Origin of the sequence: Clostridium sp. J1101437_171009_A5 (assembly GCF_015547905.1) — a bacterium.
In the GTDB taxonomy this organism is placed as follows: Bacteria; Bacillota; Clostridia; order Oscillospirales; family Oscillospiraceae; genus Pseudoflavonifractor_A; species Pseudoflavonifractor_A gallinarum.
Map to the genome: position 1 here is coordinate 270,902 of NZ_JADMVY010000002.1, position 22,024 is coordinate 292,925.

Here is a 22,024-nt window from a genome sequence, read left to right on the forward strand (position 1 = left end):
GTTCTTTCGATCCTCCAAATCAGATTGAGCGTCCCGGTATCGCGGGGACGTATGCGCTTACGTAGCATGGAAAAAGGGTGGGAAGCCCCACCCTTTTCAACCATGTGTGTTGGTTCTGCCTCTTACTTGTTGTTCTCGCACTTCTGGTTGGCGACGGTGCAAGAGGTCTTACAGGCGGACTGGCAAGAGGTCTGGCACTCGCCGCAGCCGCCGTGAGCAGCGCTGTTCTTCAGGGTAGCGCCGTTGAGCGTCTTGATATGCTTCATTTCTGTTTCCCTCCCATTTGATATAGGATAACCGCAATTAGTATAGCATAGACCGGAAGAAATTTCAATCACTTTCGCCGTTTTTTCCGGCGGGGCGTCATCAACTGACTGCACAGCCCCGCGCCGCACCCGCCCAGCAGGCAGGCCAGCGCCAGCGCGACCCCTCCGTTTTCCAGGGGCTGGGCGTGAAAGGCAAGGCTTCCCACCAGGAGCAGCAGGAGCAAAACCACCGCTCCGGTCCCCGCGCCCACGGGCAGCGCCCGCCGTGCGCAGCGCTTCACGGCCCACAGCGCGCCCAAAAAGGTCCCCAGAACACACGCGGCCAGCGTGATGCGGTCCATATGAGACTCCTTCAGGGCGCCCAGATAGATGGCCGCCGAGGCGGCAAGCAGTAAAAGCAGGCACAGGCCCAGGGCGATGCATCCGCCCAGCAGGATGCCGCCTGCATAACGGGTCCACAATTCTTTCGGCCCCTCTTCTTTTTTCGGCACAGCGCTCTCCCCTTCCTCATCGATTCTGCTCCCATTCTATGAGGCGCATGGAGCGGTCATGCCGGACCAGAGATAAAAAAAGATTCCCACCTCCGGAAGAGACAGGAATCTTTTGATCCATTATTTCGCGGCAGCGTCCGTCTGCTGGCCCTTGGTGGAGACAGCCCACTTGGTGAACTCGATGCGCACGCGGTCGGCGCCGGTCTCGATGACGATGGTCTCCTCCTTGACGGCGCAGATGGTGCCCACGATGCCGCCGATGGTGGTGATGACGTCGCCCACGGCCAGCTCGGAGCGCATCTTCTCCATGGCCTTCTTCTTCTTGTTCTCGGGACGGATCAGCATAAAGTAGAAAATGGCGATCAGCAGGACAAAGGGCAGGATCATGCTGACCATGCTTGCAGTATCACTGCCCGTCAGAAGTGCAGTTCCGATTCCGTTCAAAATAATCTCCTCCAAAATCAAAGTTCCATCACGCTTTGCACGTGAAAGATATTATACGGCAGGCTTGTCCGTTTGACAAGTGTTTTTGCGATTTTTCCCAGAATGGGCCGCACGTTACAGGCGGCGGTCCAGCTTTTCGCTGTACTCGGCCCGGAACTGGGCAAAGGTCCCGGCGTCCAGTTCGGCGCGGATACGCGCCATGAGGCTGTTGTAGAAGTACAGGTTGTGCAGCACGGCCAGGCGCATGGCCAGCATCTCCCCTGCGGCGAAGAGATGGCGCAGGTAGGCCCGGGAGAAGTGCTGACAGGCGGGGCAGCGGCACTCCGGATCGATGGGGCTCCGGTCCAGCTTGTACTTCTCGTTCTTGATGTTGATGGAGCCCTCCCAGGTGTAGAGCTTGCCGTGGCGGGCGTTGCGGGCGGGCATCACGCAGTCGAAGAAATCCACGCCCCGGGCCACTGCCTCGATGATGTTGGAGGGGGTCCCCACGCCCATGAGATAGCGTGGCTTGTCCGGGGGCATGTGGGGCTCCACCGCGTCGATGATGTCGTACATGACCTGCGTGGGCTCACCCACCGCAAGGCCGCCGATGGCATAGCCGTCACAGGGGATCTTGGCGGTCTCCTTCATGTGCCAGACCCGCAGGTCGGGGAAGGTGGCGCCCTGGTTGATGCCGAAGAGCATCTGCCGGGGGTTCACCGCGTCGGGCTGGGCGTTGAGCCGGTCGTGCTCCTTCTTGCACCGCTCCAGCCAGCGGAGGGTCCGCTCGCAGGAGGCCTTGGCGTACTCATAGGTGGCGGGATTCTCCACGCACTCGTCAAAGGCCATGGCGATGTCCGAGCCCAGATTGGACTGGATCTGCATGGACTCCTCCGGACCCATGAAGATGCGCCGTCCGTCGATGTGGGAGGCGAAGGTGACGCCCTCCTCCTTGATCTTGCGCAGCCCGGAGAGGGAGAACACCTGGAATCCGCCGGAATCGGTGAGGATGGGGCCGTCCCAGTCCATGAAGGCGTGGAGGCCTCCCATGTCCCGGACCACCTTGTCCCCCGGACGCAGGTGCAGGTGGTAGGTGTTGGAGAGCTCCACCTGGCACCCGATCTCCTTCAGGTCGTGGGCGGATACCGCGCCCTTGATGGCGCCCTGGGTTCCCACATTCATGAAAACAGGGGTCTGCACCGTGCCGTGGGCACACTGGAAAACGCCCCGGCGGGCCCGCCCCTCCGTCTTAATTACTTCAAACACAGAAAAACTCCTTTGAGGGAGAACGCCGCGCCTGGCCGCACTCGTTCTTCCAATTCATAATATCGCTCTTATACTAATCGCCATTATACCACAGGATAAAATCCCCTGCAATCAGAGCCCGCACGCTTCTCCCTGCAAGGACCGGAGCAGGTCCACCGCGTCCTGGACCAGGCTGCCCATGGACTGCTTCCCCACCCCGGCCACCAGGTTGTCGCAGTGGTTCACCGGGATCAGAATGCGCTTGGCCCGGCTCTGCCCCACGGCAGCGGCCATGGCAGGAGTGATCTCCCCCAGCAGAGCGTCGGCAATGACGATGCCCAGGGGCCCGATGATGGCGTCCGCTTTCCGGCACCCAACCAGGACGGCGTTCTCTCCGGTGGCGGCCAGATGGGCCCCCGCTTTCATCATGGCGCTGGTGGCCAGGCTGTTGGTGCCGACGGCGGTGATCTCCGCGTCGGGGCAGGTCTCCCGAATGGCGGCGACCAGCTGACGGCCGATCCCGCCGCCCTGACCATCAATCACAAGAACCTTCATGGGGGCATCTCCTCTTTCTGTCTCTCAGGGGTATTTTTATATCACATTAGCTTATATAGATTGTGCCGCAATGCCTGTAAAGTAATATCGCTATACAGTTGATTTTAAGAAGGGCTTTTTGAATCTTCAAAAAGTTAACTGTAAAGTAGAATAACTTTTCATATATTGCAGCGCAGTGGATAGAATGGATTACACGTCGGATTTGTGCTGGGTTTCCTCCAGGGCGGGCATCTGGTCTGTAATGAACATGGCGTCCCCGAAGGAGAAGAAGCGATAGCGCTGCTCCACTGCCTCCCGGTAGGCGTTCAGGATGTGCTCTCGCCCGGCCAGGGCCGAGACCAGCATCACCAGCGTGGATTCGGGCAGGTGGAAATTCGTGATCAGGCAGTCCAGCACCTTGAAGCGGTAGCCCGGGTAGATGAAGATATTGGTCCAGCCGGCGCTCTCCTGCATGGTGCCGTCCGGGGCGGCCCAGCTCTCGATGGTACGGCAGGAGGTGGTGCCCACGCAGATGACGCGCCCCCCCTCCCGCTTGGTGCGGTTGATGGTCTCAGCGGTCTCGGCGGAGATCATGCAGTACTCCGAGTGCATCTCATGGTCCAGGATGTCGTCCTCCTTGACCGGCCGGAAGGTGCCCAGGCCCACGTGGAGGGTGACATAGCAGATACGCACGCCCATCGCCTCGATCTCGTGGAGCAGCTCCTTGGTGAAATGGAGTCCGGCAGTGGGGGCCGCGGCCGAACCCACCTCCTTGGAATAGACGGTCTGATACCGCTCGGGGTCGTTCAGCTCCTCCTTGATATAGGGCGGCAGAGGCATCTTCCCCAGCTGCTCCAGCAGCTCCAGGAAGATCCCCTCGTATTCAAAGCGGATCAGGCGGTTGCCGTTGTCCAGCACCTCCACCACCTCGGCCGTGAGCAGGCCGTCGCCGAAGGAGAGCCGGGTCCCGGTGCGCACCTTACGTCCGGGCCGGACCAGGCACTCCCACACCTTTTCGCCCCGGTCCACCAGGAGGAGGACCTCCGCCGCGCCGCCGGAGGGGATGCGGTGGCCCAGCAGCCGGGCGGGCAGTACCCGGGAGTCATTGAGCACCAGGCAGTCCCCCGGCCGCAGGAGCTTGGGAAGATCGAAGAAGTGCATGTGGGCGGTCTGGCCGCTCTCCCGGTCCAGAACCAGCAGCCGGGAGGTGTCCCGCTTTTCCAGCGGGGTCTGGGCGATCAGCTCTTCCGGAAGGTCAAAGTAAAAATCAGATGTTTTCATCGGGATATGTCGACTCCTGTGTAGTAGAATTGTAAGATCTCTTGGTAAGTATAGCCCTGTTTGGCCATGGCGTTGGCGCCGTACTGGCTCATGCCCACATTGTGGCCGTAGCCGGAGCCCTGGATCACAAAGCGGTCGGAACCGGCGGCGGTCCCCCCGCCCAGCAGGGCGGTCCCATTGCTGGTGATCACATAGGGCGAGGCGGAGAGATCCACCTGTCCGGTGGAGCCGTCCCCGCCGATGGCGTAGAAGGAGCTCCCCTCCAGCGGAGTCTGGGCGTTGTTGACATATAGCCCGCCGGAGGCGGAGGAGCTGCTCCCCCCACCGCCCGTCACGGTATAGCGCTGAGAGCGCAGGCCCAGGAAGGTCCGGGCCTGCTCCTTCTGGAAGGTCCAGCTCTTGCCCGAGGCGTCGGTGAAGGTGATGGCTTTCACATTTCCGGTGGGGGTGGTCTCGGAGACCCGGAAGTCCACGATCTGGTCACAGGAGCGCCCGCTGCTGCGCAGCTTCTGGGTCAGCTCGTCAGCGGTATAGGTCACGCTCCAGTTATAGTTGGGGATCTGGCTGGAAATGGTGGCCTCGTAGGGGTCCACCTTGCCCCGCAGGTAGGGCAGCGCGTCGTTCCAGACGTTTTCGGAATTTTCGGTGGCTCCGCCGTCGCTGGAGGAGTACACGGCGTCGATGAGCGCACCGTTATACCGGATGACCATGCCGGCCGTCTCCTGGGTGGCCCGGAGGGTGTTACTTCCCGTCAGCTTCATGCCCGGATAGGCCTGACAGTGGGTCCCGTTGCACAGGTCGAAGTGGTCGGCGGCGTGCTTGCTGCTGTTGGGCTTGCGCATGGCATAGGTCCGCGCCGCGCAGGCCTGGGCCTTGAGGGCCTCCAGCGGCCAGGAGTCGCTCATCTCCTGGGAGATGACGCAGTTGATATAGTCCTCCATGCCGATGAGGTTGACCACGGTGATGTTGTCGCCCCCCACCCGCTCATAGCGGAAGCCGCCGTAATACTTATAGCCCTTGAACCAGGTGACCGGCTGGCTCACCCCGGTGATGTCGGGCATGACGCCGAACACATAGCTGCTGCCCCCGTCGAATTGAAAGAGGATCTGGGCCGTGCCGGTCTCCACCACATTGATCCCGGAGGAGCTGGTCTGGACCACCTGGGCAGTGGTCCCCAGGGCGGCGGCCTCGGCCTCCGCCTGGGTGGCATAGGCCCCGGAGCGGACCTGATAGGTCCCCTCTACCCAGGCGGGAAAGCCCCCCGACACGGAAGCGGCCGCCGTCTGGGCGGAGGTAAAATCAGAATAAGTCCCCGGCCACTGGAGGAAATATCCCCCGATGGTCTGGGCCCCGCTGCTGGGCGTGGTCTGATAGGTCCCCCCAGAGAGGTAGAGAGTCTTTGTTTTCAGCATGGACAGTTTCGTTTTGCTGGTCCGTCCCAGCTCCACAAACTGATTGGCGTCGTCAAAATACCCCAGACGGTAGCCGGAGCCCACGCTGTTTTCCAGATTGGCCGACGGCATGGCGTTGCTTCCATAGTAGAGCCCGATGCGCAGAATGGTCTCCTCCGCCGGGGCCGCCCGGGCGGGCAGGCCGGAGGCGGACAGGGCGACGGCCAGGCACAGGGCAGTCCATTTGATCCATTTTCCCTTCATGGTTTTCTCCTGTTTTATCATTTAACACAGCAAAGTATTGACACGAAAGAATTCCTGTGCTACTCTAAGAGCAACGTCAGGCGTTCGTTTCCGGCGGATACCTGTCCATACAGTAAGTACAGATCAGGCCGATCCACATACCTTATGCCATTATAGTACAAAATCAGCCGGTGTGTAAACCCGCTGATTTCTTTTTTTCCCTTGGATTTTTTTCAATGGACAGACCTGATTTCTTCTGTACCAGCATAGAATCTATCAGAACAACGGGAGGTCATCAGAATGGAAAAGTACAGAGTAGGCGTGATCGGCGGCACGGGTATGGTAGGACAGAGGTTTGTCACTCTGATGGCGGAGCATCCCTGGTTCCAGCTCACCGCCATTGCGGCCAGTGCCCGCTCGGCCGGCAAGACCTACGAGGAGGCCATCGGCAATCGCTGGGCCATGGAGGCCCCCATGCCGGAGGCGGCCAAACACATGGTGGTGCTCAACGCCGAGACCGATATTGAGCGCATCGCATCCCAGGTGGATTTTGTGTTCTCCGCGGTCGATATGAAGAAGGAGGAGATCCAGGCGCTGGAGGAGGCCTATGCCAAGCATGAGTGCCCGGTGGTCTCCAACAACTCCGCCCACCGCTGGACGCCCGACGTGCCCATGGTGGTCCCCGAGATCAACCCGGAGCACCTGAGCGTGATCCCCGCCCAGCGCCGCCGTCTGGGGACCGAGCGCGGCTTCATCGCGGTCAAGTCCAACTGCTCGCTCCAGAGCTATGTGCCCGCCCTCCATCCCCTGCGGGAGCGCTTCGGCCTCTCCAAGGCCCTGGTGTGTACCTATCAGGCCATCTCCGGCGCGGGCAAGACCTTTGAGACCTGGCCCGAGATGGTGGACAACGTGATCCCCTACATCGGCGGCGAGGAGGAGAAGAGCGAGCGGGAGCCCCTCAAGCTCTGGGGTCACGTGGAGGACGGTGTGATCGTCAATGCCGACTCCCCTGCCATCACCGCCCAGTGCTTCCGGGTAGCCGCTTCCGACGGCCACATGGCCGCGGTCTTTGCCAGCTTTGACCGCAAGCCCACCGAGGAGGAGATCAAGGAGGCGTGGGCGTCCTTCCGGGGCCGTCCCCAGGAGCTGGGCCTTCCCTCCGCGCCCCAGCAGTTCCTGCACTATTTCGAGGACCCCAGCCGTCCCCAGACCAAGCTGGACCGCATGACCGAGCGCGGCATGGCCGTTTGCGCCGGCCGTCTGCGTCCGGATACCCAGTATGACTACAAGTTCGTCTGCCTGTCCCACAACACGCTGCGCGGCGCGGCCGGCGGCGCGGTGCTGCTGGCCGAGCTGCTGTGTGCGGAGGGATACATCACAAGGAGGTAATGGATTGAAGAAAGAGCCTGTTTTTACTGGTGTGTGCACCGCTATCGTCACACCATTCGAACCGGACGGCGCCATCGCGTATGACGTCTTCGGAAGGTTGATCGAGGAGCAGATCGCATGCGGCGTGGACGCCATCTGTGTCTGCGGCACCACCGGTGAAAGCGCCACCATGAGCATCCGGGAGCACCACGACGCTGTGGCCTTCTGTGTCGCGCAGGTGAACCACCGGGTGAAGGTGATCGCGGGGGCGGGAAGCAATGACACCGCCGCCGCCCTCTACCTCTCCCAGCAAGCCCAGGATGCGGGGGCCGATGCTCTGCTTCATGTCACTCCTTACTATAATAAGACCACCCAGGCCGGGCTCATCCGGCACTATGAGTTTCTGACCCAGCGCGTGTCTCTTCCCATCCTGCTCTACAACGTGCCCAGCCGCACGGGGCTCTCCTTTACCGCCGAGACCTACCGGGTCCTCTCCCAGAACCCGGGGATCAACGGGGTCAAGGAGGCCAGCGGGAACTTCTCCCTGGCGGCCCAGACCCGGCACCTGTGCGGGGAGGACCTCTTCCTCTGGTCGGGGAACGACGATCAGGTGGTCTCCCTCATGGCACTGGGGGCAAAGGGGGTCATCTCGGTGGCCTCCAACCTGATCCCCCGGGAGATGGGGCGCATCAGCCACCTGTGTCTGGAGGGGCGCTTTGCGGAGGCCGCGCAGCTTCAGCTCCGCTATCTGGAGCTGATCAACGCCCTCTTTCTGGAGGTCAACCCCATTCCCATCAAGGCCGCCCTGGAGATGGCGGGGTACCCGGTGGGGCCCCTCCGCCTCCCCCTCTGCCCCATCTCGGAGGCACACCGGAGGGAACTGCGGGAGGCCATGGAGCGCTCGGGGGTCCTCCCGGCCCTCACACCCTCCCCGGCTCAGAGCTCCAGGATCATGACGTAGTTTTTCAGCAAAATTCCGCCCCGCTCCACCTCCTGCTCCCGCAGCAGGGCGTAGCCCCGGGCGGCAAAGAATGGACGGGCGGTGATGGAGGCGTGGGTCTCCAATCGGCGCACCCCGGCCGCCCGGGCACAGGCCTCGGCGGCATCGCACAGGGCGGTGCCCACGCCCCTTCGCTGGCTGTCCTTGTGGACGTAGAGCCGGTCCAGATATCCGGCCTCCACGTCCAGATCGGCAAAGCCCACGATGTGCCCGTCCTCCTCCGCGATCCAGGTCCGGTGGGCCTGAAAGGACGCGTCCCAGGCCGAAAGGTCCGGGTGCCCCGTGGCCCAGACCCGGCACTGCTCCGCGGTATAGTCCCGCCGGTTCACGCTGTGGACGGTCTGGTAAAAGAGCTCCGCCAGAGCCGATACGTCAGACGGGCGATAAGGTCGAAGATTCATGATGGACTCCTTTCTTTTGGGTAGAAAAGGACTCTGCTTTGTAAGAAGCAGAGTCCTTTTTTCGCTTTTATGGTTGATTGGTGGGATCGTCCGGCCCTTCCGGCGGAATCACCTCCGGCTCGCCGCCCTTGACGGGGCGAATGCCCTTCTGGGTGAGACGCGCCCGGGTCCACTCGCCTACCAGCGCATAGATCACCGCAAAGGTGGGCACGCCCAGCAGCATCCCGGGGAAGCCGAACAGGCCCCCGCCCACCACGATGGAGATGAGCACCCAGAAGGCCGAGATCCCGGTGCTGTCGCCCAGGATCTTGGGGCCGAGGATGTTCCCGTCGAACTGCTGCAGGGCCAAGGCCAGGATGCCGAAGCGCAGGGCCTGCCAGGGGTCCACCAGCAGCAGGATGAGCACGCAGGGGACCGCGCCCACAATGGGGCCGAAGAAGGGGATCACATTGGTCACCCCGATGACCACGCTGATGAGCACCGGGAATTCGATCCGCAGGAGCGAGGTCAGGAAAAAGCACAGCACGCCGATGATGGCGCTGTCCAGGATCTTTCCGTTGATGAAGCCGGAGAAGATGCCGTTGGCCTGGGCACACACGGTGATGAGCCGGTTGGCCTTTCTGGTGGGCAGAATCGCATAGACCAGCTTTTTGGACTGAAGGGACAGGCGGTCCTTGTCCAGCAGCATGTAGACCGAGGAGATCACGGTGGTGATGGCCGAGATCACGCCGGACACCACCCCGCTGCCCACGGCCACGCCCATGCTCAGCACATAGGGCACCGCCTTGGAGAGCATGTTGGACAGGTTCGTCATGATGTCCTTATAGGAGGAATTCAGGTCCAAAAGGAACTCGTTGAGGGCATTCTGGTCGATGTTCAGCTGGATCGCCGCCTCCTGCATCCAGGTGTTGATATTCAGGAAAAAGCTCTGGATGATGCTGTACAGCGCCACGATGCTCTGCACGATCTGGGGCAGGATGAGCTTGACCAGAACGGCCAGCAGCGCGATGACCAGGAGATACACCAACAGCACCGCAAGGCCCCGCCGGCATTTGAATCGATAGAAGACCTTCTGCTCAAAATAGTTGGTCGGGCCGTTGAGGAGGTAGGCAAAGGCAAACCCCACGATAAACGGCATCAGCACGCCGGTGATCATGGAGACCACCCCGCGCACCATATCAAAATGGGAAAAGATCAGGTAAAACGCGATTCCGGCCAGGACTACCAGCAGATTGGACCACATGCGCTCGTCCAGCGAGAACCATTTCTTCTTTTCCTTCACAGGCATTCCACCCTTCTCATCGGTACTGGTCCGGCAAATCAGCCCAGCAGGGCACGGTGGAACACTTTCTTGCCCTTCTTGATCATGAGACCATCGTTGCCGAACGCGGCGGCGTCAAAGGCGGCGTTCACGTCGGAGACCTTCTCGCCGTTGACCGACACACCGCCCTGCTCCACCAGACGGCGACCCTCCTTCTTGGAGGGGGCCAGGCCGCACTTGAGGAGCAGATCCAGCACGCCGATGGAGCCCTCGGTCAGGTCGCCGGTCTCCAGCGTGGTGGTGGGCACGTTGCTCATGTCGCCGCCGCCCACGAAGAGAGCCTTGGCGGCGTCCTGGGCCTTCTGGGCCTCCTCGGTGCCGTGGACCAGCTGGGTCAGCTCAAAGGCCAGGATCTCCTTGGCGGTGTTGAGCTGGGCGCCCTCCCAGTGGTCCATCTCGTCGATCTGCTCGATGGGCAGGAAGGTGAGCATCCGCAGGCACTTGAGCACGTCGGCGTCGCCCACATTGCGCCAGTACTGGTAGAACTCGTAGGGAGAAGTCTTGTTGGGGTCCAGCCACACGGCGCCGGACTGGGTCTTGCCCATCTTCTTGCCCTCGGAGTTGAGCAGCAGGGTGATGGTCATGGCGTGGGCGTCCTTGCCCAGCTTGCGGCGGATGAGCTCGGTGCCGCCCAGCATGTTGGACCACTGGTCGTCGCCGCCGAACTGCATGTTGCAGCCGTAGTGCTGGAAGAGGTGGTAGAAGTCGTAGGACTGCATGATCATGTAGTTGAACTCCAGGAAGGACAGACCCTTCTCCATGCGCTGCTTGTAGCACTCGGCCCGCAGCATGTTGTTCACCGAGAAGCAGGCGCCCACTTCCCGCAGGAGCTCCACATAGTTGAGCTTCATGAGCCAGTCGGCGTTGTTGACCATCTGGGCCTTGCCCTCGCCGAACTCGATGAAGCGCTCCATCTGCTTCTTGAAGCAGTCGCAGTTGTGCTGGATGGTCTCGGGGGTCATCATCTGGCGCATGTCGGTGCGGCCGGAGGGGTCGCCCACCATGCCGGTGCCGCCGCCGATGAGGGCGATGGGCCGGTTGCCCGCCATCTGGAGCCGCTTCATCAGGCACAGGGCCATGAAGTGGCCCACGTGGAGGGAGTCGGCGGTGGGGTCAAAGCCGATGTAGAATACCGCCTTGCCCTCGTTGATCATCTTGGAGATCTCCTCCTCGTTGGTCACCTGGGCGATCAGGCCGCGGGCCTTCAGTTCTTCGTAGCAAGTCATCTTCCATTCTCCTTTGATCGGATTCTGATGGGAATCCGTTTTGTTACAGTTTAATAGAGCCGCGTTCCGCAGTGGGGACATTTGGGGTCGTCCAGATCATGGAGCGTTCCGCAGACAGGACAGCGGGTCTGGGCGATGCCGGAGCCGGAGCTGCCGGAAGCGCTCTCAGCCAGGTAAAAATCCAGCCGGCGGCAGTTCTGGCAGCACCAGACCTCGACCGGCAGGAGATTCTCCCCGTCGAAATGCTCCAGGTTGCCCCGCAGATGCCAGCCGGGAGCACCTTTCTTCAGAAAATGCGATCCCATGGGCGCCATCGTACCGCCGCAGCGGATGCAGGTATCCCGCTCCATATTCTCCCCCCGTTTCGCAAAAAAACGCCCTCTGTCCCCATTCGGACAGAGGGCGTGGATCACGCGGTACCACCTCTGGTTCGTCTTCCCCTCACGGCGGGAGACCTCGTCGAGTGCCATCACACTCCCAGCGCGATAACGGGCGCACCCGACCCTCCCTACTTGACCTGAGCGTTCAGGGGGCTGCTCCGGGGTGTATTCACGGCGTCCGCTCTCCTCTTTTCACCGATCCAGAGGCTCTCTTTGCAGCGGTGGGGCCGTTACTTCTCCCCATCATCACAGTGATTGAGATGTATTATAGCGCAGTCCTCCCGGTTTGTCAAATGGAGATTTCCGCGTGCGGCGGACAGTCAGCGCCCCCGTCTGGCCGCTTTGTACCCCTCGGCAGCCGAGAGCAGCTCCTCCGCTCCGGCCAGGATGGCCGGGGTGATGTGGGCCCCGCCGGTGAGCCGGGCCAGCTCCTCGGTCCGCCGGGTGCGGGTCAGGAGCTCCACCTCGGTGTAGGTCCGCCCCTTCCGCTCCCCCTTCACCACGGAGAAGTGGGTGTCCGCCATGGCGGCGATCTGGGGCAGATGGGTCACGCAGAGCACCTGCTTGTGCCCTGCCACGTCGGCCATCTTCTCGGCCACCTTCTGGGCCGCCCGGCCGGATACACCGGTGTCCACCTCGTCAAAGATCAGCGTGGCCACCGCCTCATTTTCCGCCAGCACGTTCTTGAGGGCCAGCATGATGCGGGAGAGCTCGCCGCCCGAGGCGATGCGCTGGATGGGCTTGAGGTCCTCCCCCACGTTGGCCGACATGAGGAACTGCACCTCGTCCATGCCGGTCTCATCCATGCCAAACTCCCCGCCCTTGGGGGAAAAGTCCACCTGAAAGCGGACCTTGGGCATGTCCAGCTGGCGCAGCTCGGACTGGATGCGCTCCCGCAGGGCCCCGGCCGCCTCCCGCCGCCGGGCCGAGAGGGCCTCGGCCTGGGTCTTGGCCTTGGCCAGGACGGCCGCCTTCCGCTGCTCCAGCTTGGCGATGGTGTCGCTGGAGTACTCGATCTCGGAGAGCTCGGCCCGGCATTTCTCCAGATAGGCCAGCATCTCGCCCACGCTGTTGCCGTACTTCTTCTTGAGCCGGTAGAGCACGTCCAGACGGCTCTCGATCTCGTCCAGCTCCCCCGGCTCAAAGGAAAAGGACTCCCGCAGGTCCCGGACCAGCTCGGCCGCGTCCTCGGCAGCGGAGCGCAGCTCCACCAGGCGCTCGGTCACCCCGGCGATCTCCTCGCTCATCCCGGACACACTGGAGAGGGAGCCCTCGGCAGCGGCGATGAGGGAGGCCGCTCCCTCCCGCTCGTCGTCCCCGGAGAGGGCGAAATGGGCCCCCTCCACGGCGGAGATGAGCCGCTCGGCGTTGCGCAGCAGGGTGCGCCGCTCGGTGAGGCTCTCCTCCTCGCCCTCCTTCAGGTCGGCCCGCTCCAGCTCGCCGATCTGGAAGTGGAGGCTGTCCATCCGCCGGGACTTGACCGCGTCGTCCATCTGGAGGGAGGCGATCTCCCGGCGGATGGCGGTCAGCTCCCGAAAGGTCTCCTGATAGGGGGTCAGAAGGGCTTCGGTCTCCCCGAAGCTGTCCAGATAGGACAGGTGGCAGCTCTCATCCAGCAGCTGCTGTCCGTCGTGCTGGCCGTGGATGTTGACCAGCTGCTGCCCCAGCTCCCGCAGCTGGCTCACATTGAGGAGCCGCCCGTTGACCCGGCAGATATTCTTTCCGTCGCTCTGGATCTCCCGCTGGATGACAAGGCTCCCGCTCCCATCCAGGGAGAGGCCGTTCTCCTCCAGCCAGGGCATGGGCTGGACCTGGGTGAACTGGGCCTCCACCCGGGCGCTCTTGGCCCCGGTGCGGATGAGATCCCGGCTGGTCCGGGCGCCGATGATGGCGCTGATGGCGTCGATCACAATGGATTTACCCGCGCCGGTCTCGCCGGTGAGGACATTGAAGCCGGAATCGAACTGGATATCCACCGACTCAATGACCGCAATATTCTCGATGTGAAGCAGAGAGAGCATGGCATACCTCCAAAGGGATGGCGGCGGATTTATTTCAGCATCTTGTGGATCTCGTCGCAGAATTCGATGGCCGACTCGTTGGTGCGCATGATGAGGATGGCGGTGTCGTCGCCCGCCAGGCTGCCCACCAGATCGGCGATCTCCATTCCGTCGATGGCCGCCGCCGCCGCCGAGGCGAGACCCGGCATAGTCTTGAGCACCACGATGTTCTGCGCCACATCAAAGGAGGTCACGCCCTCCTTGAAGATGGTGCGCAGGCGTCCGGCCAGGTTCAGGGACACCTTGCGCTCGGACACGGCATAGCGGTAAGTACCAAAGCCGGTCAGCTCCTTGATGAGATGGAGCTCCTTGATGTCCCGGGAGATGGTGGCCTGGGTGGACTGCACCCCCCGCGCCCTCAGCTCGGCCAGAAGCTGGTCCTGGGTCTCTACGTCGTGCTCTTCAATGATACGAAGGATCTCCTGTTGACGCTTTCCCTTCATATTACATCCTCCCCAGTTTCTGCGTGATGATTTCGTAAAAGCTCCGGCCGGTCAGCCGGACCAGGTTGGTCTTGGTGTCAGCCTGCCGGATGTGCATGATGTCGCCCCCGTTGAGCTTGAAGGCCTTTCCGCCGTCCACCGAGAGATAGGCGGTCTTGCGGCTCATGCAGCGCATCCGGACGGTCACGGCCCGGCGGTGGTCCAGCACGAAGGAGCGGGCGTTGACCACGTGGGGGCAGATGGGCGTGACGATGATGTTTTCCGCCGTGGGCTCCACGATGGGTCCCCCAGCGGACATGGAGTAAGCGGTGGAGCCGGTAGGCGTGCTGATGATGACGCCGTCCCCCGAGAAGGCGGTGATGGGCACCTTGTCGCTGCGCACCTCCATCTCCACCACCCGGGCCACCGCGCCTTTGGTGATGACCGCGTCGTTGAGGGCCAGGTCGGAGAAGACGGTCTTTCCGTCCCGGCGGATCTCCACCGTGAGCATCATACGGGACTCCACGGTGTATTTTCCCACCGCCAGTTTGGAAAGAAGGGAGAGCTCGCTCTGCTCCACCTCGGCCATGAAGCCCACGCTTCCCATGTTGACCCCCAGGATGGGGATGCCGAAGGCGTTGGCGTCCTTGGCGGCGTGGAGGATGGTCCCGTCCCCGCCGAAGCAGATGAGGATATCGGCGTCGGGCAGCTCCTTCTGCATGTCGCAGCACTCCACCTGCCGGGGAAATTTGATGTCGGTCCCCTCGGTGGAGAAGGGCAGGCAGATCCGGGTATCCACCCCGGCGTTGTTGAGAATGCGGGCGGCAGACTGGGCCGCTTTCAATCCCTTATCCCGGAATGGATTGGGGCTGAGTACAATCTTCACGGCGTATGCTCCTCCAATGTCTCATGAGATTCGGCCACCAGAGCCTTCAGATCTCCGCTCCAGTCCTCACCCGCGCCCACCGTCAGATAGCCCAGATATTCGATGTTCCCCTCCGGTCCCTTGATGGGAGAGTAGGTCATGTCCCGCACGGTGAAATCCGCCTCTCTGGCGTGCTCCAGAAAGTGCTCCAGGACCTCCAGGTGGACCTTGGGGTCCCGGACGACCCCCTTCTTGCCCACCTTGTCCCGGCCGGCCTCAAACTGGGGCTTGACCAGGCAGACCACGGAGCCGTCCTCCTTCAGGACCCCCCGCAGGGCGGGCAGGATCAGGCGCAGGGAGATGAAGGACACATCCACCGAGGCAAAGTCCAGCTCGTCGGGCACCTGCTCATGAGTCAGATACCGGGCGTTGGTCCGCTCCAGCGCCACCACCCTGGGGTCGCTGCGGATCTTCCAGTCCAGCTTTCCATACCCGGTGTCCACCGCATAGACCTTGGCCGCGCCGTTTTGCAGCATACAGTCGGAAAAGCCGCCGGTGGACGCGCCGATGTCGGCACAGATCTTGCCGTCCAGGCGGACGGGAAAGACCTTCATGGCCTTCTCCAGCTTCAGCCCGCCCCGGCTCACATAGGGGATGGCCTTCCCCCGCACTTCGATCTGGGCATCCTCCGCAATGGAGGCCCCCGCCTTGTCCACCCGCTGGCCGTTGACAAAGACCAGGCCGCTCATGATGGTGGCCTGCGCCTTCTGCCGGCTCTCAAAATATCCCTGTTCCGTCAGCAGCACATCAAGTCTCTTTTTTGCCATGCCGCAGAACCTCCTCCGCACGTTTTGTCAGTTGTTCCGCCCGCAGTCCGCACAGCTCGCGCAGCTGTTCCACGGTGCCGTGGGGAATGAATCGGTTGCCAAGATTCTGCAAAGCAATTCCCTTTACAGGTATGTTTTGCAGCAGCAGATCGGCCGCCAGACGCTGGCCGATGCAGTTGGAGGCATTGCTCTCCTCCGCCACCAGAAGGTAGCCGGTTTTCCGGACGGAATCCAGGATGGGAGTGGGGTCAAACGGTGTAATGCGTCCTACCTTTACAACCTCTGCTTCTATGCCCAATTCCGCCAGCTGCGCGGCGCTCTGGAGCACCTCGTTGATGAGGGTGCCGTACCCCACCAGCGTGAGGTCCCCGCCGGTGCGCAGGATCGCGGTCTCTGGTCCGGCGTCGCCCCGGTACTCCCCTTCGCCGCCCCGGGGATAGCGCAGAGCCACCGGGCCGGTACACTGGAAGAGGGCGTAGCGGAGCATGGAAGAGACCTCCGCAAAGCTGGCCGGGCACAGTACCGTCATCCCGGGGATGGTGTCCAGGAAGGCGGGGTCCAGAGTGCCGTGGTGGGTCTCGCCGTCGGCGCCCACCAGGCCGGCCCGGTCCACCCCAAAGACCACATGGAGGCCCTGGATGCCCACATCGTGGACCAGCATGTCATAGGCCCGCTGCAGGAAGGAGGAGTAGACGGCAAAGACCGGAAGCATCCCCTGCTTGGCCATGCCGGCCGCCATGGAGACCGCATGTCCCTCCGCGATCCCCACGTCAAAGGAGCGCTCCGGAAAACGTTCAAAGAAGTCGTGGAGCCCGGTCCCGGGGACCATGGCGGCCGAGATGGCGCATACCCGCTCATCCTCTTCCGCCAGGGCGCACATGGCCTCCCCAAAGGCCTTGGAGAAGTCACGTTTGGAGGGCTGGACCGGCTCACCGGTCTCCAGACAGAACCGGCTCACGCCGTGGAACCGGTCCGGATTGCGCTCGGCAGGTGCATAGCCTTTCCCCTTTACAGTTCTGATGTGGAGCAGGACTGGACCGTCGATGTCCTTGGCGTACTGGAGCAGACGGGTGAGCCTGCGCACATCGTGGCCGTCCACCGGCCCCAGATAGGTGAAGCCCATCTCCTCGAACATACTGCACGGGAGGAGGGTGCCCTTGATGGCCGTCTTGAGCTTGTGGGTGAACCGGTAGATATGCCCTCCGCCGGGCAGCTTCCCCATCAGCTTCCGGTACCCCTTTTTAAAGCGCAGGTACTGAGGCTTGAGCCGCTGGCGGGCCAGGTGCTCGGCCACGCCGCCCACGTTTTTCGTGATGGACATGCCGTTGTCGTTGAGGATCACGATGAGGGGCTCCTTGCTGTCCCCGGCGTTGGAGAGGCCCTCATAGGCCAGTCCTCCCGTGAGCGCGCCGTCGCCGATGAGGGCCAGGACATGGTACTTCTCCCCCATCCGCGTCCGGGCATGGGCCATGCCCACCGCCACCGACACGGAGTCGGAGGCATGTCCCGCGATGAATGCGTCGTGGACGCTCTCCGACGGCTTGGGAAAACCGGCCAGACCGCCAAAGGTACGCAGGGTCTTCATGGCCTCCCTGCGGCCGGTCAGCATCTTATGGATGTAGCACTGGTGTCCCACATCGAACAGGATGCGGTCCCGGCTGGTGTCAAAGACCCGGTGGATGGCCACTGTGATCTCCACTGCACCCAGGTTGGAGCCCAGGTGTCCTCCGGTCTGTGAGACGATTTGCAGCAGATCCCCCCGAAGACGGGCGCACAGCGCCTCGGCCTCGGCATCGCTGATATGATGCAGATCGGGAATGTTATCCTCGAATGTAATGATACTACCGCCTCCATATGCTCGGTGTGAGATCCACCGCGCTCTATTACTCAACAAAAATTTTCTTTTGTGGAGTAATTCGGTCAACCCCACAGCCAGACGCCGCCCAGACCGATGGCAATGCCCAGCAATCCGCCCATCAGTACCTGGAACGGCGTATGTCCCAGCAGCTCCTTGAGTTCTTTACCGAAAAACTCCGGCCGCATTTCCTTCCAATGATCCATCATGTAGTTGAGGATCTTGGCCTGCTCTCCCGCGGCCCGCCGGACGTTGGACGCGTCATACATCACGACGATGGCCACCACCGCGGCAATGGCAAAGGTGACGGTGCTGAAGCCCTCCACCATGCCCACCGAGGCCGCGCAGGAACAGACAAAGGCCGAATGGGAGCTGGGCATCCCTCCGCTGGAGAGGATGTGGCGCCAGTCCCAGCGGTGCTTGGTAATGAGCACCGTCAGGACCTTCAGCACCTGCGCCATCGCCCAGGCCAGGATGGAGAGATTCAGGATCAGATTTCCGGTCAGAACATCGGTCACATTCTTTACGTTCATGGACAGCGCCCCGTTTCTCAGTTCTTGCGTCCCACCAGGGACTCCGCCAGCCAGCACAGGAAAGACGGATCGGGGAAGGCAGAGAGCGCCTCCATCGCCTCCTGTGTCAGCTTTGCCACCAGCTCCCGGCAGGTCTCGACTCCCTTGAGGGTGACAAAGGTGGTCTTTTCATTCTCCTGATCGGAACCGAGGGGCTTGCCCATCAGGGTCTCGTCCCCCTCCACGTCCAGAATGTCGTCCTGGATCTGGAAAGCAAGGCCCAGCTTCTGGGCGTAGCGGCGGACCGCGGCGCGCTGGTCCTCGCTGCCACCGGCCAGGATGCAGCCCATCTCGGCGGCCGCGGAGATGAGCGCGCCCGTCTTGAGCTGCTGCAGCTCCTCCACTTCCGCCAGGGCCAGGGCATGTCCCTCGCCGGCCATGTCCAGCACCTGTCCGCCCACCATGCCCCGGGCACCTGCGGCGCGGGCCAGACAGCCCGCGGCGGCCACGATACGCTCGGCAGGCAGGTCCACCTGGGCCTCCAGCATGGTCTCAAAGCAGGCGGTGAGGAGCCCGTCTCCGGCCAGCACCGCCGTGGCCTCACCGTAGACCTTGTGGTTGGTGGGCCGGCCCCGGCGCAGATCGTCATTGTCCATGCAGGGCAGGTCGTCGTGAATGAGAGAATAGGTGTGAAGCATTTCCACTGCACAGGCAAAGGGCAGCACCGCTTCCGCGTCGCCGCCGCACATCCGGCAGGTCTCCAGAAGCAGGATGGGGCGCAGCCGCTTCCCGCCCGCCAGGAGACTGTACTCCATGGCGTCGTAAATATCTCCATGGGGCTCTCGTCCCGCAAAGCACTGCCGGAGCCAACGCTCCACCTGTTCCCGGTCCTGCTGCATTCTCTCTGCGTGGGTCATACCGTCCCCTCCTTGTCCATAGGCTCCTCCACCGGAGCGCCGTCCGGCCCGGCGGTCAGCTTGCGGACCTTCTGCTCCGCCCGGTCCAGCATGGTGGTACATTTTTTCATGAGCGCCGTTCCCTCTTCAAAGAGGGTCATGGATTCCTCCAGCGGCGCGTCGCCCTGCTCCAGCTGGCGGACGATCTCCTCCAGCCGGGCGGCAGCCTGTTCAAAGGTCAGCTTTTTTTCCGCCATTGCGATACTCCTTTTGTATGCGTCGTCTGCTCTACCCGGCAGTCGATGGAACCGTCCGCCACCGTCAGCGACAGCCGCTGCCCGGGCTCTACCGCCCGGCTGGAGCGCAGGATATGCCCGTCCTCCGTCTTGGGGATGGCATAGCCCCGGCCCAGCACCTTCAGCGGGCTCATGGCGTCCAGGGCGGCGGCCAGCCGGGCCAGGCGCTCCCGCTCCCCACTCAGGGCGGCAGAGAGACCGTGCCCCAGCCGCTCTCCCTGATAGCTAAGCCAGGTCCGGCGGTCCATAATCTGCGCCATGGGATCCCGGAGGACCCGGCGTTCAGCCATGCGCTCCAGCCGGGTGCGGGAGAGCTCCAGCTTGCGCTCCATGGCGCGGTTCATGCGCCGCTCCAGCTGAAAGAGGGCGGCGTACACGTCGTTTTGATCGGGGACGGCCAGCTCCGCCCCGTTGGAGGGCGTGGCTGCCCGCACATCGGCCACAAAGTCGGCGATGGTCACGTCGGGCTCATGCCCCACGGCAGAGATCACCGGAATCTCCGAGGCGAAAATGCTCCGGGCCACGTCCTCGTCGTTGAAGGCCCACAGGTCCTCCATGGACCCGCCGCCCCGTCCGGTGATGATGAGGTCGGCCACCCGGTGGCGGTTGGCCCAGGCCAGGGCGGCGCAGAGCTCGCCTGGGGCCTCGCTCCCCTGCACCCGCACCGGGATGACCACCACCTCGGCCATGGGCCAGCGGGCGTTCAGGATGCGCAGCATATCCCGCACCGCCGCCCCGGCAGGCGAGGTGATGAGGGCGATTTTCCCGGGAAATTTGGGCAGCGGCTTTTTCCGGGCAGGGTCAAAGAGTCCCTCCCGGTAGAGCTTTTCCTTGCACTGCTCAAAGGCCAGATGGAGGTCGCCGATGCCGTCGGCCGTCAGCTGGCTGCAATAGAGCTGGTACTGCCCGTCCCGGGGGAATACCGTGATGCGGCCGTAGGCGATGACCTTCATGCCGTTCTGGGGGCGGAAGCGCAGGTTGACCGCCTCCCGCCGGAAGAGGACGCACCGGATGGCTCCCTCCGCGTCCTTCATGGAAAAATAGTGGTGTCCCGAGGGGTAGAGCTTGTAGTTGGAGATCTCCCCCCGAATAAAAACGCCGGACAAAAGCTTGTCGCCGTCCAGCATGCTCTTGATATACTGGTTGACCTGGGTCACGGTATAGACCGGCGTCCCGCTCACGGCGTATCCCCTCCGTTCCGCAGCCGGTGGGCCAGGATGGCCACGCCCATGGCGTTGTCGGTGGAATAGCGGGGCTCAGCAAAGGCGGCCTGGCAGGCGCGGGTCATCACGTCCCGCAGGATGCGGTTGGAGGCCACCCCGCCCGAGCAGAGCACGGGCAGGCCGGGATAGGCCTTCTGGGCCTCCAGCGTTGCCCGGCGCACCACGTCGGAGACGGTGTTCAGGACAAAGCGGGCGATGTCGGCCCCCTCTCTCCCCTGCTCCGCCATGGCGCGGCTCTTGTTCTCCATCCCCGAGAGGGAGAAGGTCAGGCCGTTCAGGCGCACGGGGAACCGCTCCTTGCTCTCCGAGGCGGCGGCCAGGGCGTCCAGCCCCTTCCCCGCCGGGAAGGGAATGCCCAGCAGGACCCCGGTCCGGTCAATGAGCTGTCCGGCCGAGATGTCGCTGGTGCCCCCCAGCTTTTCCGCGTGGACGTTCACCCCATCGGGGGTCACATGGAGCAGCTCCGTGGTGCCGCCCGACAGGTGCCACGCCAGGAAGGGCTTGTCCAGCAGCTCCATCCGCCCGGCCGACCACGCGGCGGCCGCCAGGTGCCCCTGCTGGTGGGAGACGGCATAGAACGGGACCCCCAGCGTATCCGCCAGGGCCCGCCCCTGTCCCTCTCCAGCCAGGAAGCAGGGCATGTAGGAGCCCTCTACCGCCCGGGGGCGGGTACTGGCCGCCACGGCGGCGATGTCGTGCAGCTCCCCCTGCTCCCGCAGGGCGGCAAAGAGGGCGGGCAGACGCTTGACATGCTGAAAGAGCGCGTCGCTCTGCCGCAGGCCCAGAGAGCCCTCCGCCACCTCCAAAAGCCGTCCGGCATTGGTGCCGCTTGTCCCGTCAAAGACGGCCACTGAGGTGGTATAGTTGCTGGTATCCAGCCCTAGGCAGCGCAGCGTGCTCATCCTTCCGCGCCGTTCTGCTTGGCGGGAGCGGCCCCCCGCTCGGGCGGGCACTCGTTGCGGACAAAGGAGCCCAGGATGCCGTTGACAAAGGAGACCACCTCGGGCTCCAGATAGTGCTTGGCCATCTGCACGGCCTCGTTGATGGCCGCAGCGTTGGGGATATCCTGCATATAGAGGATCTCATACATGGCCACGCGCATGATGGAGACGGCCACGCGGGGGATGCGGGCGTACTTCCAGCCGATGGCATAGCGGGAGATATACTCGTCCAGCTCGGGGCAGTGGTCGTATACGCCCTTCACCAGCGTGCGGATGTAGGCCTGCTGCTTGTCGTCGGGAAACTCCGCATAGAGCGGCTCTTCCTCCCCGATCTGAGCAAAGACCGGACGGGTCAGCATGTGTTCCAGCAGCCCATCGGCGGTCTCGTTGGAAAATCCAAGCTCAAAGGAGAAGTGCACCGCGATTTCCCGGGCATTGGTTCTGGTCATTCGTGATTCCTCCAATCCGGGCGCCTGGCCCGGTCAATAAAATTTCGGTTCATATCCATAATATCCACTCTATTATACACAGGAACCCTCAAAAAGAAAACCCTTTCT

General features: G+C 62.9%; 24 protein-coding genes and 1 other annotated feature. Of the genes, 2 read left to right on the top strand and 22 right to left on the bottom strand.

Going from position 1 to position 22,024, the window contains the following annotated elements; genetic code table 11:
- Positions 1-122: 122 nt before the first annotated feature.
- The 7 genes from scfA to I2C21_RS04915 form a co-directional block, all read right to left on the bottom strand.
- Positions 123-266, bottom strand: a complete 144-nt coding sequence (gene scfA, locus I2C21_RS04885) for a six-cysteine ranthipeptide SCIFF (protein WP_101693063.1) — start codon at positions 264-266, stop codon at positions 123-125.
- A gap of 68 nt (positions 267-334) precedes the next feature.
- Positions 335-757, bottom strand: coding sequence for a TIGR04086 family membrane protein (locus I2C21_RS04890; RefSeq protein ID WP_193536652.1), 423 nt, complete (start codon positions 755-757; stop codon positions 335-337).
- A gap of 120 nt (positions 758-877) precedes the next feature.
- Complete coding sequence (gene yajC / locus I2C21_RS04895) at positions 878-1,201, bottom strand: preprotein translocase subunit YajC (RefSeq protein WP_353654777.1); 324 nt, start codon at positions 1,199-1,201, stop codon at positions 878-880.
- Between the two features lie 114 nt (positions 1,202-1,315).
- Positions 1,316-2,446, bottom strand: coding sequence for a tRNA guanosine(34) transglycosylase Tgt (tgt, locus tag I2C21_RS04900; protein WP_195278669.1), 1,131 nt, complete (start codon positions 2,444-2,446; stop codon positions 1,316-1,318).
- Between the two features lie 111 nt (positions 2,447-2,557).
- Entirely contained in the window at positions 2,558-2,980 is a 423-nt protein-coding gene (locus tag I2C21_RS04905) for a DUF3842 family protein (RefSeq protein ID WP_101693060.1), read from the bottom strand.
- Positions 2,981-3,169: 189 nt separating this feature from the next.
- Positions 3,170-4,240: a tRNA preQ1(34) S-adenosylmethionine ribosyltransferase-isomerase QueA gene (gene queA / locus I2C21_RS04910; RefSeq protein ID WP_193536648.1), complete on the bottom strand. Its 1,071-nt coding sequence runs from the start codon at positions 4,238-4,240 to the stop codon at positions 3,170-3,172.
- Positions 4,237-5,895, bottom strand: coding sequence for a SpoIID/LytB domain-containing protein (locus tag I2C21_RS04915; protein ID WP_195278670.1), 1,659 nt, complete (start codon positions 5,893-5,895; stop codon positions 4,237-4,239). The genes queA and I2C21_RS04915 overlap by 4 nt, the downstream gene beginning before the upstream one ends.
- Positions 5,896-6,174: 279 nt before the next feature.
- Here I2C21_RS04915 and asd point away from each other — a divergent pair, with 279 nt between their 5' ends.
- Entirely contained in the window at positions 6,175-7,263 is a 1,089-nt protein-coding gene (gene asd / locus I2C21_RS04920) for an aspartate-semialdehyde dehydrogenase (protein WP_101693057.1), read from the top strand.
- Between the two features lie 4 nt (positions 7,264-7,267).
- Entirely contained in the window at positions 7,268-8,203 is a 936-nt protein-coding gene (gene dapA, locus I2C21_RS04925) for a 4-hydroxy-tetrahydrodipicolinate synthase (RefSeq protein WP_252192564.1), read from the top strand.
- On the opposite strand, the gene I2C21_RS04930 is transcribed toward dapA, so the two are convergent.
- From I2C21_RS04930 to nusB, 15 genes are all read right to left on the bottom strand, one after another.
- Positions 8,179-8,643 carry a GNAT family N-acetyltransferase gene (locus I2C21_RS04930; RefSeq protein WP_195278672.1) on the bottom strand — a complete coding sequence of 155 codons (465 nt, stop codon included), beginning with the start codon at positions 8,641-8,643 and terminating at the stop codon, positions 8,179-8,181. The two genes, dapA and I2C21_RS04930, sit on opposite strands and share 25 nt — an antisense overlap.
- A gap of 67 nt (positions 8,644-8,710) precedes the next feature.
- Positions 8,711-9,925 (bottom strand): AI-2E family transporter, encoded by a 1,215-nt coding sequence (locus I2C21_RS04935; protein WP_193536841.1) that lies wholly within the window; start codon positions 9,923-9,925, stop codon positions 8,711-8,713.
- A gap of 38 nt (positions 9,926-9,963) precedes the next feature.
- Positions 9,964-11,190, bottom strand: coding sequence for a tyrosine--tRNA ligase (gene tyrS / locus I2C21_RS04940; RefSeq protein WP_195278673.1), 1,227 nt, complete (start codon positions 11,188-11,190; stop codon positions 9,964-9,966).
- A gap of 50 nt (positions 11,191-11,240) precedes the next feature.
- Entirely contained in the window at positions 11,241-11,540 is a 300-nt protein-coding gene (locus I2C21_RS04945; protein WP_101693053.1) for a zinc ribbon domain-containing protein, read from the bottom strand.
- 45 nt (positions 11,541-11,585) lie between these two features.
- Positions 11,586-11,826: a binding site (T-box leader), on the bottom strand.
- A gap of 64 nt (positions 11,827-11,890) precedes the next feature.
- Positions 11,891-13,591, bottom strand: a complete 1,701-nt coding sequence (gene recN / locus I2C21_RS04950) for a DNA repair protein RecN (protein WP_195278674.1) — start codon at positions 13,589-13,591, stop codon at positions 11,891-11,893.
- A gap of 29 nt (positions 13,592-13,620) precedes the next feature.
- A complete protein-coding gene (locus I2C21_RS04955) occupies positions 13,621-14,073 on the bottom strand; it encodes an arginine repressor (RefSeq protein WP_193536635.1) in 453 nt (150 codons plus the stop codon).
- A 1-nt stretch (position 14,074) separates the two neighbouring features.
- Positions 14,075-14,938 carry an NAD(+)/NADH kinase gene (locus I2C21_RS04960; RefSeq protein WP_186964282.1) on the bottom strand — a complete coding sequence of 288 codons (864 nt, stop codon included), beginning with the start codon at positions 14,936-14,938 and terminating at the stop codon, positions 14,075-14,077.
- On the bottom strand, positions 14,935-15,744 hold the full coding sequence (locus I2C21_RS04965) for a TlyA family RNA methyltransferase (RefSeq protein ID WP_101693049.1): 810 nt from the start codon (positions 15,742-15,744) through the stop codon (positions 14,935-14,937). Before I2C21_RS04965 ends, I2C21_RS04960 begins: the two co-directional genes overlap by 4 nt.
- The gene (dxs, locus tag I2C21_RS04970; RefSeq protein WP_286167207.1) at positions 15,725-17,635 is read right to left on the bottom strand and encodes a 1-deoxy-D-xylulose-5-phosphate synthase; all 1,911 of its coding nucleotides are present in this window, start codon (positions 17,633-17,635) and stop codon (positions 15,725-15,727) included. Before dxs ends, I2C21_RS04965 begins: the two co-directional genes overlap by 20 nt.
- A 29-nt stretch (positions 17,636-17,664) precedes the next feature.
- On the bottom strand, positions 17,665-18,132 hold the full coding sequence (locus I2C21_RS04975; RefSeq protein WP_101693048.1) for a divergent PAP2 family protein: 468 nt from the start codon (positions 18,130-18,132) through the stop codon (positions 17,665-17,667).
- A 17-nt stretch (positions 18,133-18,149) separates the two neighbouring features.
- Complete coding sequence (locus I2C21_RS04980; protein WP_193536633.1) at positions 18,150-19,028, bottom strand: polyprenyl synthetase family protein; 879 nt, start codon at positions 19,026-19,028, stop codon at positions 18,150-18,152.
- On the bottom strand, positions 19,025-19,264 hold the full coding sequence (gene xseB, locus I2C21_RS04985; RefSeq protein ID WP_101693046.1) for an exodeoxyribonuclease VII small subunit: 240 nt from the start codon (positions 19,262-19,264) through the stop codon (positions 19,025-19,027). The genes I2C21_RS04980 and xseB overlap by 4 nt, the downstream gene beginning before the upstream one ends.
- The gene (xseA, locus tag I2C21_RS04990) at positions 19,246-20,484 is read right to left on the bottom strand and encodes an exodeoxyribonuclease VII large subunit (protein WP_193536631.1); all 1,239 of its coding nucleotides are present in this window, start codon (positions 20,482-20,484) and stop codon (positions 19,246-19,248) included. The genes xseB and xseA overlap by 19 nt, the downstream gene beginning before the upstream one ends.
- The gene (locus I2C21_RS04995) at positions 20,481-21,428 is read right to left on the bottom strand and encodes a Kae1-like domain-containing protein (protein WP_286167208.1); all 948 of its coding nucleotides are present in this window, start codon (positions 21,426-21,428) and stop codon (positions 20,481-20,483) included. The genes xseA and I2C21_RS04995 overlap by 4 nt, the downstream gene beginning before the upstream one ends.
- A complete protein-coding gene (nusB, locus tag I2C21_RS05000) occupies positions 21,425-21,916 on the bottom strand; it encodes a transcription antitermination factor NusB (protein ID WP_195278675.1) in 492 nt (163 codons plus the stop codon). The genes I2C21_RS04995 and nusB overlap by 4 nt, the downstream gene beginning before the upstream one ends.
- Between the last annotated feature and the right edge of the window lie 108 nt (positions 21,917-22,024).